Source organism: Candidatus Corynebacterium faecigallinarum, from assembly GCF_052264515.1.
Classification (GTDB): Bacteria; Actinomycetota; Actinomycetes; order Mycobacteriales; family Mycobacteriaceae; genus Corynebacterium; species Corynebacterium faecigallinarum.
Window position 1 is genome coordinate 27,184 of record NZ_JBQQOC010000002.1, and the last position, 14,325, is coordinate 41,508.

Below are 14,325 nucleotides of genomic sequence, written 5' to 3' on the forward strand. Positions count from 1 at the left end.
CTAGTCCAGGGTGACGCGCATTTCCTGGTGCTCGATACCCTCGGCGGTGAAGGGCTCGTCGATCGCCTCGAAGCCATAATTCTTGTAGAAGGGCATCAGGTAGGTCTGTGCTTCGATCTTGACCTCGGTCTTCTGCACGTTCGGGTCCAGTGCGGCAGCTCGGCCCTTGATGACCTCGAAGGCGTCGTCCACCAGCTGGCTGGCGATGCCGAAGCCGCGGAAGTCGGGGTGGACGCACAGGCGGCCGATGTGCTGCTGCTCGGGCGGGCCGAAGACGCGCACGGTGCCGACCAGTCGCAGCGGCGAGCCAGGGTCGGCGTTTCCCCACGGGTAGTCCGGGCCGGAACCGGGGTGGACGTAGGCCATGACATGGTGGGTGCCGGGCTCGGCGTCGGTGTCGTCGATTTCGGCGAAGCAGCCCCGCTGCTCGTTGACGAATACGTCGACGCGCAGTTTGTAGAGAGCGTGAACCTGCTGGGGCTGCATCGCGAGGAGCTGCTTGCCGGTGACGTGAACAGTCGGTCCGGTGACGGTGGTGTCTGTTGCGTCTGTCATGGGTTCAGGATAGTCGGACAGGGTGGGCTATGTAAGTGGAACAGTGAACTGTCGGCCACGTTTCCGGAACAATCCGGTGCTGCCGAAGGTCTCGTACTGGTCACATAGTTTTTTCGTGTGTTGCGACCTGTAGGAGGTCACGCAGTCGGGGCGAGGGGATGGTGGGTGACACTGGAAAGACCGGCGTTATTCTCAGGCTCATCCGAGGTAGGATGCATATGGGATAACAACTTTGATAGGTGAAGCTTGGGAGTGGATCATGAACCGTGATGTTCGGCGTGCCCTCAGGAGTGCTGCGGCGATGACGGGTACCGTCCTGATGCTCACCTCGTGTGGGTCCGACGGCGGTACCGCCGGTACCGAGAGCACGGACAGCGCCGCGGAGCCGACCGCCGACCCGTATTGCACGGTCGCCGAGGGGCTGGACGTCGCGGATTTCGAGGACGACGTGGTGACTGGTGCGGACCGCCATCTCACCGGCGATTTCGAGTTCGCGCTGGTGGACATCACCGGTGACGGGGAGGACGAATTGCTGTTCCGGGCGGTCGGCAACCACATCAGCGCCACCCAGGTCTTCGCTGCCGGTGAGGACGGTGACGAGCTCACCCGGATCGACCGGAACTTCTACGCCGGGGCAGCATCCACCGGTGGCTTCCGGGCGGAGTTGCATGCGGCCTCGGACGGATCCGGCTTGCTGAGCTCCGAAGGCCAGTCGGGGACCGGGCAGTACACCACGGAGAAGTGGACGGTCGACGGCTCGGAGATGGTGGAGACCGGCGACGGGTGGGACTTCCGCCTGGACCAGAAGCCCGATGACCTGGAGTCTCTGCAGGCCGAGATCGAGTGGGGGAGTGTCGGGGACGTCTGTGTCGACGGCGAGCAGTCGGACGGGACGTCCGACAGCAGCAACGGCGCCCCGAACCCGACCAGGGGGAGTTCTGCGTCCGGCCCGGCACCGGACCGGGGCTCCTCCCCGGAGCCGTCCGACGGCGAGTTCGCCCTCACCGGGACTGTCGTCGAGATGACCGCCGGTGAACTCATGGAGGGTGGGCGCACGCCCAATGGTGAACCGACGAGCGACATCTATGTCGTGCTGCAGCTGGACAGTCCGACGCCGGTGAGCGCGCAGCAGTCCGGCAGCCCTGGGCAGACCAGGGATGAGACGGTCTCCGAGATCAGCCTGGCGACCCCCTATGGTTCGCTGAGCTCGATCAACTGGGACAACTATATCGGTGAGCAGGTCACCGTGGACGCCACTGCCGACGGGCTGATGTTCCCCTCGGACACCGGCCTGCCGCTGGGTATGGTGCGGCTGACGGAGGGGACGGTGGAGTGACAACATAGACGGAGAGGTCACTCCAGGTGCTCTGGAGTGACCTCTCCGTCTATGTCGATGCGGCGCGGGGCCTTAAGCCTTCACGCGGGCCTCGCCGGAGGAGTAGCGGACCATCTCGTCGTGCTCGCGGACCTTCTTGCGCTCACGGCCCTCGGCCTCACCGAGCGCGCGCTCGTGGGCGTCGAGGTTGTACCAGCCCTCCCAGGTCGAGTAGTCGACACCGCGGGAGTGCAGCAGCTCGATCACGCCGTCCTCGGAGGGGTCCTCCGGGGAGAAACCGATGCCGTTGTCGTGGTCGGCGACCAGGTTGGCGACGGCCTCGTTCGCATCGCCCTTGGTGTTGCCGATCAGGCCGACCGGGCCACGGCGGATCCAGCCCGTGGCGTAGACACCGGGCAGGGTCTCACGCAGCTCGGCCTCCGGGTCGGCGGAGCCCGGGACGCCGGCGATGCCGTCGGCGGTGGGGCCCTCGGTCAGGACGCGGCCACCCACGTTGGGGATGACGTTCTCCTTGCCGTCCCACGGGATGTCGGCCTGCTCGTCGGACTTGTAGCCGACCGCGCGGTAGACCTGGCCGACGTTCCACTCGGTGAGCTCGCCGGTGTGGGTGACACCACCATTGCCGTCGAGCTCGGTCCGCTCGGTGACCAGGCCGGTGACCTTGCCGTTGGCGTCGTGCTTGACCTCGACCGGGGACTCGAAGAAGTGCAGGTAGAGCTTGTGCGGTGCGTCCTTCGGCTCGGCGACGGCGTAGTTCTCCAGGATGGTGCACACCTGGTCGGTGATCTTGGAGTTGTGCCGGGCGGCCTCGGAACCCTCGTCGTAGTCGATGTCCTCGGGGTTGACTATGACCTCGATGGTGTCGGAGTGGTTGAGCTCCTTGAGTTCCAGCGGGGTGAACTTCGCCTGGGCCGGGCCGCGGCGTCCGAAGACGTGGACTTCCTTGGCCTTGTTGGTCTTCAGTGACTCGTAGACGTTGTCCGGGATCTCGGTGACCAGCAGCTCGTCGGCGGTCTTGGCGAGGACGCGGGCGATGTCCAGGCCGACGTTGCCGACGCCGATGACGGCGATGGACTCGGAATCGACGTTCCAGGCCTCGTCGAAGTGCGGGTTGGCGTCGTAGAAACCGACGAACTTGCCGGCGCCGAAGGTGTGCTCACCGCCGGGGATGTTGAGGTCGCGGTCATCGGTGGCGCCGGTGGCGTAGATGACGGCGTCGTAGTGCTTCTTCAGGTCCTCGAGGGTGATGTCCTCACCGACGTTGATGTTGCCGAGCAGGCGGATCTGCGGCTTGTCCAGCACCTTGTGCAGCGCCTTGATGATGCCCTTGATGCGCGGGTGGTCGGGGGCGACACCGTAGCGGATCAGGCCGAAGGGGGCGGCCATCTTCTCGTAGAGATCGATGGAGACGTCCTTGCCCGACTTCATCAGGGCATCCGAGGCGTAGATGCCGGCCGGGCCGGATCCGATGACGGCGACGCGGAGCGGTCGGTTGTCAGACATGAATGCTGGGTCCTTTTCGGTGTTACGTGGGCGGATATCTCACCATGTTAGCCTCCCCTACTGTCGAACTGAAGAGCTCGCGAGGGCAGACGGGGTTCCGCACTGACGGAAGCAGACTATAGACCACTCGGTCTGTCTACTGCAAGGATTTACCGGGGGGACTGCTGTGAACTCGTGCTTTGCGGGTGAGTGCTGCCTACGTTGTGTCCGCGGACAGATCGGTCTAGTCTAGTGCGACGAGAACGGAACAGACTGAGTTGTCTGTACCCCACACTGCACGACCCACTGCGCGACCCCCAGAGAAGAGGACCTGATGACTACGGCGACCGAGGCGGCGACTGACATGACGCCCACCGCTCTTCAGGACGCCCAGGCTGCGGTGCAGAAGGCCGCAAGCGAGAAGGAGGATGCCGCCATCGCCGCACGTAAGGCGACGGAGGCATCCAAGGCGGACCCTGACAATGACGCCCTCGCGGACGAGGCGCGTCTCGCGAAGAACGCGCAGCGCCGCACCTCCCGCGCGCTCAAGAAGGCGCAGGACGCACTGACTGAGCTGGAGGGCACCGAGCCACAGTCCGAGCTGGAGCAGGCGCAGGCGGAGTACGCGAAGCTCGAGGTCGAGCAGGGCAAGCTCGTCGCCGCACTGAAGGAGGCGGAGGCTGCCACCGTCGCCGACCCGGACAACAAGGACCTGTTCTCCGCAGCGCGTAAGGTCCGCTGGGACGAGATGAAGGCCGGCAAGGCGCTCAAGCGCGCAGCCGCGAAGGTCGAGGAGCTCGGCGGGTCCACTGAGCAGGCTGAGCAGGCTGAGCATACTGAGCAGCCTGAGCGGACCGAAGCGCAGCCGGCTGAGGAGCCCCAGCCCGTCACCGAGGCTGCACCCGCCGCCCCCGCGGGAATCCCGACGGTCGCCGAGGCCGAGCGACTGGTGGCGGAGACAGAGAAGGCCGCTGTCGAGGCCGAGACCGCGACTTCCGCAGACCCGGACGACAGGAAGCTCGCCGCGACCGCACGTCGCGCCCGCTCGGCAGTGCGCAAAGCCAACCGTGCGCTGAAGAAGGCAGTCAAGGCTGCCGAGGAGAACGGTGATGACGGTGTCGCCGCAGCAGATGGTGCAGATAGCACCGACGGAGCTGCGGAGAACGCGGAGAAAACTGCCTCACCTGAAGAGACTGCCGCCACCGGCGGAGCCAGCCTGCAGGAGGCGGTGTCCCTGGTGCAGGCAGGATCATCCGTCCTCACCGTCGCCGCCGACGCCGCGGAGCGCGCCGCCGCCGCAGCGCCCGGCAATGTCGAACTGGCCGCCGCCGCGACCGCCGTGCGCGCCGCGCAACAGCAGGCCGCCGAGGCGCTCCGGGCGTCCCAGATCGCCAACGGCGACACCCCGACCGAGGCTGAGAGCGAGCCGGAGGTCGCGGAGCCCGCGCCCGAGGACCCCAGTGTCATCGCCGCCCGCGAGGCACTCGCCGCAGCCGAAGCCGAGCAGGCCGAATTCGCCGAGGCCACCAAGCAGGCCGAGGCCGCCACCGACGCCGACCCGGACAACAAGGACCTGTTCTCCGCCGCACGCAAGGCCCGCTGGAATGAGCTGAAGGCCGGCAAGGCCGTCAGCAAGGCCGCCAAGGCACTCGACCAGGCCATCGCCGATGCCCCGCCGGCACCGAAGGTGCTCACCGAGGAGGAGAAGGCCGACCGCAAGGCGCCGAAGCCCGAGGGCCAGTGGCTCATCGACGGCAAGGACCCGCTGAACAACGACGAGCGCATCAAGCAGGAGGACGCCGGCCTCGCCGTCGCCGACCGCGTGCGCGAGATCTACGCCAAGCAGGGCTTCGACTCGATCCCCGCCGAGGACCTCGCCCCCCGCTTCAAGTGGATCGGCATGTACACCCAGCGCCGTCAGGACATGGACGGTGAGCAGACCAGCCTGCTGACCAACGCCGAGTTGCAGGACCGCTACTTCATGATGCGTGTCCGTCTCGACGGTGGGGTGATGAGCAGCGAGCAGATGCGCGTCATCGGCGGCATCTCCTCCGACTTCGCCCGCGGCACCGCCGACTTCACCGACCGCCAGAACATCCAGCTGCACTGGATCCGTATCGAGGACGTCCCGGAGATCTGGGACCGTCTGGCCTCCGTCGGCCTGGACACCTTCTTCGGCTGCGGTGACGTCCCGCGCGTGGTGCTGGGGTCCCCGGTCGCCGGTATCTCCAAGGACGAGATCATCGACGCCACCCCGGCGATCCGCGAGATCAAGGACAACTGGCTGACCCGCGACGAGTTCGCCAACCTGCCGCGCAAGTTCAAGTCGGCGATCTCCGGCAACAAGCGTCAGGACGTCACCCACGAGATCCAGGACATCTCCTTCATCGGCTCCGAGCACCCCGAGCACGGCCCCGGCTTCGACGTCTGGGTCGGTGGTGGTCTGTCCACCAACCCGATGCTCGCCCAGCGTCTCGGTGCCTGGGTGTCGATCGACAAGGTGCCGGAGGTGTGGGCCGGTGTGGTCCGGATCTTCCGCGACTACGGCTACCGCAAGCTGCGTAACCGTGCCCGGCTGAAGTTCCTCGTCGCCGACTGGGGCATCGAGAAGTTCCGCCGCATCCTGGAGGACGACTACCTCGGCTACAAGCTGGACGACGGCCCCGAGCCGGAGGTCGCCCCCGGCTACCGTGACCACGTCGGTGTCCACGAGCAGCGCGACGGTCGGTTCTACGTCGGTGTGAAGCCCACCGTGGGCCACACCGAGGGTGACCACCTGCAGCGCCTGGCCGACATCGCCGAGTCGCACGGTGTCACCGACCTGCGCACCACCCCGGACAAGGAGCTTCTGTTCCTCAATGTGGAGTCCGACAAGATCGATGACCTGCTGAAGGATCTGGAGTCCGAGCACCTGTCGGCCAAGCCGTCGTCCTTCCGACGCGACATCATCTCCTGCACCGGCCTGGAGTTCTGCAAGCTCGCCCTGGTCACCACCAAGCAGCGTGCGATCACCCTGGCCGACCAGCTGGAGGAGCGTCTCGGGGACCTGGACGTCCCGCTGAAGATCAGCCTCAACGGCTGCCCGAACTCCTGCGCCCGTACCCAGGTCGCCGATATCGGCCTGAAGGGGCAGATCGTCACCGACGACAACGGCAACCGGGTCGAGGGCTTCCAGGTCCACCTGGGTGGTGCTGTCGGCATGCACCCGGACTGGGGCAAGAAGCTGCGCGGCCACAAGGTGACCTCCGCCGAACTGGACGACTACGTCGTGCGGGTCGTGGAGCACTACAAGGAGCAGCGCGCCGAGGGTGAGCAGTTCCGCGACTGGGTGTTGCGTGCCGACGAGGCCGTGCTGCAGTAGCGGTAACAGAAGGCACCGATGGACAGCGCCAACGACCGTATCCCCGGACCGACCGCACACCACAACCCCAGGAGGGCCACCGTCATGAACTGCCCGTACTGCACCTCGGAGAATCTCTTCCCCGACTTCGAGACCGACAACGCCTGGCAGTGCCGGGACTGCCGCCGGGTGTTCTCGGTGAAACTGCACGGTCACCTCGACCGGGGCGTGGACCGCGGCGCCGACTGAGCGTATTCGCAGGTTAGGGTACACTTCCGGTAGGGTGGCGCCTTATGGCGTCCACCATTCGATCGGGGTTGCTGCGCACCTCCCCCTCAGAACTTCCCGACCCGCACGACCGGCGCTGGTTGCTGAAGTTGGCTTTCGCCCAACGCCCGTGGCAGTTCATCGCCATGGCGGGGATGGCGTTCGGCTTCATCTGTAATGCGACGACCTCGATCGTGGTCGGACGCGCCATCGACGATGCGGTGGCCACCGGGGAACTGGACCGCCTGGTGCTCTGGTCGTTGGTGCTCGTGGCCTTGTTCGCCGTCAACGGCGTCTGCGTCTGGTTCGCCCGACGCTACATGGAACTGACCATGCAGCAGCTCAGCCACGACCTGCGCACCACGGTCACCGACCGGATCCAGGACCCGCGCGGCATCGCCGGCCGGGAACGTACGGCCGGTGGCCTGCTGTCCATCGCCAGCACGGACTCGAACAAGGCCGCCGAGATCGTGGTGATGACCGTCTTCCCGGTCGCCGAGGTCGCCTCGATCGTCTACGTCGCCGCCGTGGTGCTGTCGATCCACTGGCAGCTCGGACTGGGCGTGCTCCTCGGCGCTCCGCTGGTGGTCGCGTTGTCGGTGCGGGCGGCCCGGCCGCTGCGCGACCGCTCCCGTGATCGCCAGCAGGCCCTGGCCGAGGCCGCCGCCGTCGCCGCCGATGCGGTGCAGGGCCTGCGCATCATCAAGGGGTTGGGTGTGGTCCGCACCATGCGTCAGCGCTACCAGGGCTATTCCTCGCGCGCCTTCGACGCCACGGTGCGGGCGAACGCCGCCGAGGCGCGGTTGACGATGATCACCGAGTCCGTCGGCGCGATCTACGTCGTCGCCATCGGTGTGAGTGCCGGCTGGATCGCCCTGCACGACGGGCTGACCATCGGTGAGCTGATCACCATCGTCGGCCTGTCGCAGTTCGTCGTCATGCCGATGACGATGCTCGGCAAGAACTTCGCCACCCGCGTGGCGAACGCCGCGGCGTCCGGTCACCGCGTCGTCGAGGTGCTCACCGCCGAGGTCGCGCACCCGGAGGAGGCGTCGGACGCGGCGACGGACGCCGTGCTCTCCCACATCCCCTCCGGCGTCACCGTGGTCCACGGACCGGCCGGGGAGCTGGCCGATGCAATGCGCCGGCTGCCGAGGCACCGTGTCGTGGTCGCCCCGCATGCCGCCGATCTTTTCGACGGACCGCTGCGTGACAACGTCCATCCGGACTCCCGGGTGGCGGCTGCCGCACTCGAGGTGGCGGACTGCTCCGACATCCCCGGCGGGCCGGACCGGTCGGTAGGGGAGGGGGGACGCCGTCTGTCCGGCGGTCAACGTCAGCGCGTGGCGCTGGCCCGTGCGGTCGCGGCCGATCCGGAACTGCTGGTGCTCATCGACCCCACCACCGCGGTGGACTCGGTCACCGAGCAGCACATCGCCGAGCGCCTCAGTGCGCTCTACAACGACGGCAGTGGACGAAGGGTCGTCGTCATCAGTGACGCCCCGGCCTGGCAGGTGGCCGCCGCCTCGGAGACCACCGCAGCCGAACTCCTGGACCTCGTGAGTGAGCGGGTGAGCCGATGAGAGCCGCTGGACTGGCACCGATCAACACCGCGTCCGACGGTGGCGAACCGATCCGCACCTTCCCCCTGGCGACCTGGGCCCAGGCGCGACGTGAGATCGCCGCCCAGGCACGGCGGCTGCCCCAGGCACGCCGCCAGGCGCTCATGGCGGTGCTCCTGCTGGCGGTGGGTGCCTGGTGCACCGTGACCATCCCGAGGCTGCTCGGCCGGATCGTGGATATCGTCAGCGGAAGCGGGACGGAGACCGACCTGTGGGGCACCGCCGGGCTGATGGTGGTCGTCGCCATCGTCGCCGGTGTCTGCAATGGTTCGGGCTACTTCCTGCTGGCCCGGTTGTCGGAACGGCTGATCGCGAACCTGCGCGAGGACATGGTCGGCACCGCCCTGGGGCTGCCGATGCACGAGGTGGAGGACGCCGGTACCGGTGACGTGGTCTCCCGCTCCACCGACGATGTCGCCCAGGTGTCCTCGGCGATCATGGAGGCCCTGCCGATCCTGTCGGGCGCGGTGTTCGTCATCGCTGCCACGGGGGTGAGCCTGCTCACCGTGGACTGGCGGTTCCTGCTGGTCGTGGTGCTGGTGTCGCCGGTGTACTGGCTCGCTGCGCGGTCCTACCTGCGCAAGGCCCCGACGCTGTACGCCGCCGAGCGGGCGTCGATGGGCATGCGTGCCCGCCGGGTGCTGGAGGCGATCCACGGTCGGGCGACGGTGCGGGCCTTCCGCATGGAGGACGAGATGCATGACCGCGTCGGCCAGGCGTCCCGCGATGTGGTGGTCAACGCGGTCAACGCCAACCGGGTGATGGTGCGGCTGCTGAACTGGATGCTCATCGCTGAACTGGTCATGCTCCTCACCGCAGTGGTCCTGGGCTTCTTCCTGGTCGATGCCGGGGCGATCGGGGTCGGTTCAGTCACCGCCGCGACGTTGATGCTGATCCGAGTGCGTGGCCCGCTGCAGCAGGTGATGCGCATCCTCGATGTGGCCCAGTCGGGCTATGCCTCGCTGGCCCGCATCGTCGGTGTGACGGTGGACCCGCCGCGTCCGGTGCAGGACGCCGGGGCACCGGCACCGGTGGGTACCGTCGAGCTGCGCGGGGTCGACTTCCGCTACGGCGCGGAGTCCTGGGCGGTGCAGGACGTCTCCTTCACCATCGAGCCGGGGCGCACGGTGGCGCTGGTCGGGGCGTCCGGTGCCGGTAAGACGACGGTGGCCACGCTGCTCGCGGGCTTGCGTGAACCGACGAGTGGCGCGGTGACCGTCGACGGGGTTCCGGTGACCGCGCTCTCTGATGATGAGCGGGCGGCCCGGTTGGCGCTGGTGTCGCAGGAGGTGCACACCTTCTCCGGGACGCTGCGCGATGACCTGGCTCTCGCCGCCCCGGACGCCGGGGACGAGTCGCTGGTCGAGGCGCTGCGTGCGGTGGGCGCGGGGGCGTGGTTCGCCCGGTTGCCGGACGGACTGGGCACCGTCGTCGGTGCCCGCGGACTGATCCCGGACCCGGTGGTGGCCCAGCAGATCGCCCTGGCCCGGGTGCTGCTGCGCGACCCGAAGGTCGTCGTGCTGGACGAGGCGACAGCGGAGGCCGGGTCGTCCGGTGCGGCGGCGCTGGAGGACGCGGCGGCGCGGCTGACCGTGGGACGTACTGCGTTGACCGTGGCGCACCGGCTGGACCAGGCCCGTCTGGCCGACGAGATCCTGGTGATGGAGGACGGCCGGATCGTGGAGCGGGGTTCCCACGATGGTCTGGTGGCCTCGCAGGGTCGCTATGCACGACTGTGGGCGGTCTGGTCGCAGGGGCGCTGAACCCCGCTGTACAGACCCCTCGGTCTACTAGTTTTCACATCATCTACCTGCTGTCACAATTGAAACTTGTGACGGTATCGGGAAATTCGGTTGCCGGGGGCGGACAGACTGGTCTAGTCTGGTGCGGCACAGCACAGACCGACCGGTCTGTCGCACCCCAGGCAAGCGAGAAGAGCAGGTATGACGAACACAGGACCGGCCGCCGGCTTCACGGCGCTCACCGGTTTGGTCGGCGTCACCCGCGCCGATGACCAGCGGGAGCCGGCTGACCTCCGGGACCCGGAGGTCAGCCCGTCCGACGCCCCGACGACCACCACCCACCTCACCGAGGAGCAGACCGCCGCCCACCAGGCCCTGGTGGACGAGTGGAATGACAAGCTCGAAGGCGCGACCGCCGAGGAGATCCTGGAGTGGGTCAACGAGCACACCACCGGCACCGTGGCAGTGACGCTGTCCATGCAGGACACCGTGCTCGCCGAACTGGCCCAGGACCGGGTCGAGGAGGCCGAGCTGGTCTTCCTCGACACCGGCTACCACTTCGCCGAGACCCTCGATGTCGCCCATGACGTGCAGCAGCGCTACAGCCTGCCGCTGCGCACCGTGGAGCCGGTCTACTCGGTGGCGAAGCAGGACGAGGTCTACGGCCGCGACCTGTACCAGTCCAACCCCACCGCCTGCTGCCGCATGCGCAAGGTCGAGCCGCTGGCCCGGATGCTCAACCCCTACGAAGCCTGGATCTCCGGCGTCAAGCGGGTCGACAACGAGATGCGCAAGAACACCCCGATCCTCGACGTCGACCGTACCGGCCGGCTGAAGATCAACCCCATCGCCGCGTGGACCGACCAGGATGTCCAGGACTACATCGAGTCCCACGACCTGATCGTGCATCCGCTGACGACGCAGGGCTACCCCTCGATCGGTTGCGAGACCTGCACCCTCCCCGTCGCCCCCGGCGAGGATCCCCGTTCCGGCCGCTGGGCCAACTCCACCAAGACAGAATGCGGACTTCACCTGTGACTACTGCCTTTGATGCCACCGAAACCAAACTCAGCCCCCACCTCGCCAGCCTCGAGGCCGAGGCCATGGAGATCCTGCGCGAGGTCGCCGGCCAGTTCGAGCGTCCCGCCCTGCTGTTCTCCGGCGGCAAGGACTCCGTCGTCGTTCTGGAGTGCGCCAAGCGTGCCTTCGCCCCGGCCCCGGTGCCCTTCGAGCTGGTCCACGTCGACACCGGCCACAACTTCCCGGAGGTCATCGAGTTCCGCGACCGGATCGCCGAGGACCCGCGGATCACGCTGCACGTCGCCGCCGTCCAGGACTGGATCGACTCCGGAGCCATCCAGGAGCGTCCCGACGGCACCCGCAACCCGCTGCAGACCGTCCCGCTCGTCGAGACGATCCAGAACCGCAACTACGACGCCGTCCTCGGCGGCGCCCGCCGCGACGAGGAGAAGGCCCGGGCCAAGGAGCGCGTCTTCTCCGTGCGCGACCCCTTCGGCGGCTGGAACCCGCGGCGTCAGCGTCCGGAACTGTGGGGTCTGTACAACGGCCGCCACCAGGCCGGCGAGAACATCCGCGTCTTCCCGATCTCCAACTGGACCGAGGCCGACATCTGGGACTACATCAAGGCCCGCAACGTCGAGATCCCGGACATCTACTACTCCCACGACCGCGAGGTCTTCAACCGCGGCGGCATGTGGCTGACCGCCGGTGACTGGGGCGGCCCGAAGGAGGGCGAGACGGTCGAGACCAGGACCGTGCGCTACCGCACCGTCGGCGACATGTCCTGCACCGGTGCCGTCCTCTCGGACGCCGCGACGATCGACGACGTCATCGACGAGATCCGCCTGTCCACCACCACCGAACGTGGCGCCACCCGTGCCGACGACAAACTCTCCGAGTCCTCCATGGAGGACCGCAAGAAGGAAGGCTACTTCTGATGACCGCCGCCACCCTGGAAAACACCGAGGTCGCCGTGACAGACCTTCCCACGCTGCGCCTGTGCACCGCCGGATCCGTCGACGACGGCAAGTCCACCTTCGTCGGACGACTGCTGCACGACACCAAGTCCATCCTCGCCGACCAGTACGAGGCCGTGGAGCGCGTCTCCGCCGCCAAGGGACTGGAGAACCCCGACCTGTCGCTGCTGGTCGACGGCCTGCGCGCCGAGCGGGAGCAGGGCATCACCATCGACGTGGCCTACCGCTACTTCGCCACCGACAAGCGCTCCTTCATCCTCGCCGACTGCCCCGGACACGTGCAGTACACCCGCAACACGGTCACCGGCCTGTCGACCTCCGACCTGGTGATCGTGCTGATCGACGCCCGCAACGGTGTCATCGAGCAGACCAAGCGCCACCTCACCGTGGCCGCGATGATGCGCACCGCGCAGGTCGTCGTGGCGGTCAACAAGATCGACGCCGTCGACTTCGACGAGGGCATCTTCCGGTCCATCTCCTCCGACGTGCACGCCCTGGCCGCCGAGCTGGGACTGCCGAAGGTGGACGTGGTGCCGACCTCCGCACTGCTCGGCGACAACGTCGTCACCGCCTCGGCCAACACCCCCTGGTACTCCGGCCCGACCGTGCTGGACATCCTGGAGAAGGCCCGTCCGTCCCGGATCAACGCCGGCACCGTCCGCGGCCTGCGCTTCCCGGTGCAGTTCGTCATCCGCGACCACGCCACCGACTACCGTGGCTACGCTGGACGCCTGACGTCCGGATCGGTCTCCGTCGGTGACACCGTCACCGTCGGCGGCGCCGACGGACGCACCACCACCGTGGCCGGCATCGACGGCCCCGGCGGCGAGCAGACCACCGCCGAACGCGGCGAGTCCGTCACGCTGCGCCTGGCCGACGACATCGACATCGCCCGCGGCGACCTCATCGCCACCGCCACCGAGGACGACAGCACCCCGGAGGCGTCCAACCAGGTCACCGGACTCGTCTTCCAGCTCTCCGAGACCCCGGTGAAGCTGCGCGGCAATGTGCTGCTGCGCTACGGTGCCGCCACCGTGCGCGCCCGGGTCGACGAGATCGTGCGCCGCGTGCACATCCTCGATGCGGACGAGACAGCAGACCTCGGCTCCGAGCTGGCCCTCAACGACATCGCCGAGGTGCGGATCACCGTCGCCGAGCCGCTGCCGTTCGAGGCATACCGCCGTGGCGGCCGCGTCGGTTCCTTCCTGCTGATCAACCCCGGCTCCGGTGACACCCTCACCGCCGGCCTGGTCACCGAGAGCAACTGAGGAGCCTGGGTCGATGGCCGACATGCTTCCTGTGGTGTGTCTGGCCCACGGCTCCCGTCACCCGCAGGCCGATGCGGCGGTCTCCCGGATCGCCGCGGCGGTCGAGGATCTCAGCGGACGTCGCGCCGTGGCGTCCCACCTGGACTTCTCCCCGCTGACCCTGATCGAGGTCACCCGACTGCTCGGGGTGTCCGGGCATGAGGCGGCCGTGGTCGTCCCCCTGCTGTTCACCGATGCCTTCCACCTGCGGCAGGACGTCCCGGACGCCCTGGAACAGGCCAGCGAGGCCAGCGGGGTGCAGCTGCACCTCGCCGCTCCGGTGGGCCTCGGTGAGGACCTCGCCGAGGTCATCGCCGGGCGGGTCGGGGACGCCGACCACCTGGTGCTCTACTCCGTGGGGTCGACGGTCCCCGGGGCCAATGACACCGTCGCGGCACTGGCCGCACGGGTCGGGGAGCTCCTCGGGGTTCCCGGCCACGCCGTCGTCGCCACCGGTGGCGACGGCACCGGGACGGACGCCCTGCTCGCCCACTGCCGGTCGGTGGGGGACGTCGCCGTCCAGCCACTGTTCTTCTCACCGGGCACCCTGTGGGACCTGGCTGTCCGGGCACTGTCCGGCGAGCCGGGGGTGCAGCTCGGAGAACCACTGGGGGAGGACGTCGCCCCGCTCGTCGTCACACGGGTGAATGACACTGTAACCGACCGAGAGAGATAGA

At 68.0% G+C, this 14,325-nt stretch carries 11 protein-coding genes; 9 read left to right on the plus strand and 2 right to left on the minus strand.

Annotated features, from left to right (window positions below):
- Positions 1–555, minus strand: coding sequence for a GNAT family N-acetyltransferase (locus ACTXPP_RS01305; protein ID WP_301494283.1), 555 nt, complete (start codon positions 553–555; stop codon positions 1–3).
- A gap of 259 nt (positions 556–814) precedes the next feature.
- Between ACTXPP_RS01305 and ACTXPP_RS01310 the strand changes: the two genes are divergently transcribed.
- A complete protein-coding gene (locus tag ACTXPP_RS01310; RefSeq protein ID WP_443340501.1) occupies positions 815–1,891 on the plus strand; it encodes a hypothetical protein in 1,077 nt (358 codons plus the stop codon).
- A 72-nt stretch (positions 1,892–1,963) separates the two neighbouring features.
- On the opposite strand, the gene ACTXPP_RS01315 is transcribed toward ACTXPP_RS01310, so the two are convergent.
- On the minus strand, positions 1,964–3,394 hold the full coding sequence (locus ACTXPP_RS01315; RefSeq protein WP_443340502.1) for an FAD-dependent oxidoreductase: 1,431 nt from the start codon (positions 3,392–3,394) through the stop codon (positions 1,964–1,966).
- A 1,666-nt stretch (positions 3,395–5,060) separates the two neighbouring features.
- Here ACTXPP_RS01315 and ACTXPP_RS01320 point away from each other — a divergent pair.
- From ACTXPP_RS01320 to ACTXPP_RS01355, 8 genes are all read left to right on the plus strand, one after another.
- Positions 5,061–6,734 carry a nitrite/sulfite reductase gene (locus ACTXPP_RS01320; protein ID WP_301494322.1) on the plus strand — a complete coding sequence of 558 codons (1,674 nt, stop codon included), beginning with the start codon at positions 5,061–5,063 and terminating at the stop codon, positions 6,732–6,734.
- 18 nt (positions 6,735–6,752) lie between these two features.
- Positions 6,753–6,962 carry a hypothetical protein gene (locus tag ACTXPP_RS01325; protein ID WP_443340503.1) on the plus strand — a complete coding sequence of 70 codons (210 nt, stop codon included), beginning with the start codon at positions 6,753–6,755 and terminating at the stop codon, positions 6,960–6,962.
- A 44-nt stretch (positions 6,963–7,006) separates the two neighbouring features.
- A complete protein-coding gene (locus ACTXPP_RS01330) occupies positions 7,007–8,563 on the plus strand; it encodes an ABC transporter transmembrane domain-containing protein (RefSeq protein WP_443340504.1) in 1,557 nt (518 codons plus the stop codon).
- Positions 8,560–10,365, plus strand: a complete 1,806-nt coding sequence (locus ACTXPP_RS01335; RefSeq protein ID WP_443340505.1) for an ABC transporter ATP-binding protein — start codon at positions 8,560–8,562, stop codon at positions 10,363–10,365. The genes ACTXPP_RS01330 and ACTXPP_RS01335 overlap by 4 nt, the downstream gene beginning before the upstream one ends.
- Positions 10,366–10,545: 180 nt before the next feature.
- Positions 10,546–11,382, plus strand: a complete 837-nt coding sequence (locus ACTXPP_RS01340) for a phosphoadenylyl-sulfate reductase (RefSeq protein WP_301524743.1) — start codon at positions 10,546–10,548, stop codon at positions 11,380–11,382.
- Positions 11,364–12,302 (plus strand): sulfate adenylyltransferase subunit CysD, encoded by a 939-nt coding sequence (gene cysD / locus ACTXPP_RS01345; RefSeq protein ID WP_443340506.1) that lies wholly within the window; start codon positions 11,364–11,366, stop codon positions 12,300–12,302. Before ACTXPP_RS01340 ends, cysD begins: the two co-directional genes overlap by 19 nt.
- A complete protein-coding gene (locus ACTXPP_RS01350; RefSeq protein ID WP_443340507.1) occupies positions 12,302–13,609 on the plus strand; it encodes a sulfate adenylyltransferase subunit 1 in 1,308 nt (435 codons plus the stop codon). The genes cysD and ACTXPP_RS01350 overlap by 1 nt, the downstream gene beginning before the upstream one ends.
- Before the next feature lie 13 nt (positions 13,610–13,622).
- Entirely contained in the window at positions 13,623–14,324 is a 702-nt protein-coding gene (locus ACTXPP_RS01355) for a sirohydrochlorin chelatase (RefSeq protein ID WP_443340509.1), read from the plus strand.
- The last annotated feature ends 1 nt before the right edge of the window (position 14,325 follow it).

Excerpts from the sequence above, each read along its gene's own strand:
- ACTXPP_RS01305 (WP_301494283.1), bottom strand. The coding sequence starts at position 555 with ATGACAGACGCAACAGACACCACCGTCACCGGACCGACTGTTCACGTC.
- ACTXPP_RS01310 (WP_443340501.1), top strand. The coding sequence starts at position 815 with ATGAACCGTGATGTTCGGCGTGCCCTCAGGAGTGCTGCGGCGATGACG.
- ACTXPP_RS01315 (WP_443340502.1), bottom strand. The coding sequence starts at position 3,394 with ATGTCTGACAACCGACCGCTCCGCGTCGCCGTCATCGGATCCGGCCCG.
- ACTXPP_RS01325 (WP_443340503.1), top strand. The coding sequence starts at position 6,753 with ATGGACAGCGCCAACGACCGTATCCCCGGACCGACCGCACACCACAAC.
- ACTXPP_RS01330 (WP_443340504.1), top strand. The coding sequence starts at position 7,007 with ATGGCGTCCACCATTCGATCGGGGTTGCTGCGCACCTCCCCCTCAGAA.
- ACTXPP_RS01335 (WP_443340505.1), top strand. The coding sequence starts at position 8,560 with ATGAGAGCCGCTGGACTGGCACCGATCAACACCGCGTCCGACGGTGGC.
- ACTXPP_RS01340 (WP_301524743.1), top strand. The coding sequence starts at position 10,546 with ATGACGAACACAGGACCGGCCGCCGGCTTCACGGCGCTCACCGGTTTG.
- cysD (WP_443340506.1), top strand. The coding sequence starts at position 11,364 with ATGCGGACTTCACCTGTGACTACTGCCTTTGATGCCACCGAAACCAAA.
- ACTXPP_RS01350 (WP_443340507.1), top strand. The coding sequence starts at position 12,302 with ATGACCGCCGCCACCCTGGAAAACACCGAGGTCGCCGTGACAGACCTT.
- ACTXPP_RS01355 (WP_443340509.1), top strand. The coding sequence starts at position 13,623 with ATGGCCGACATGCTTCCTGTGGTGTGTCTGGCCCACGGCTCCCGTCAC.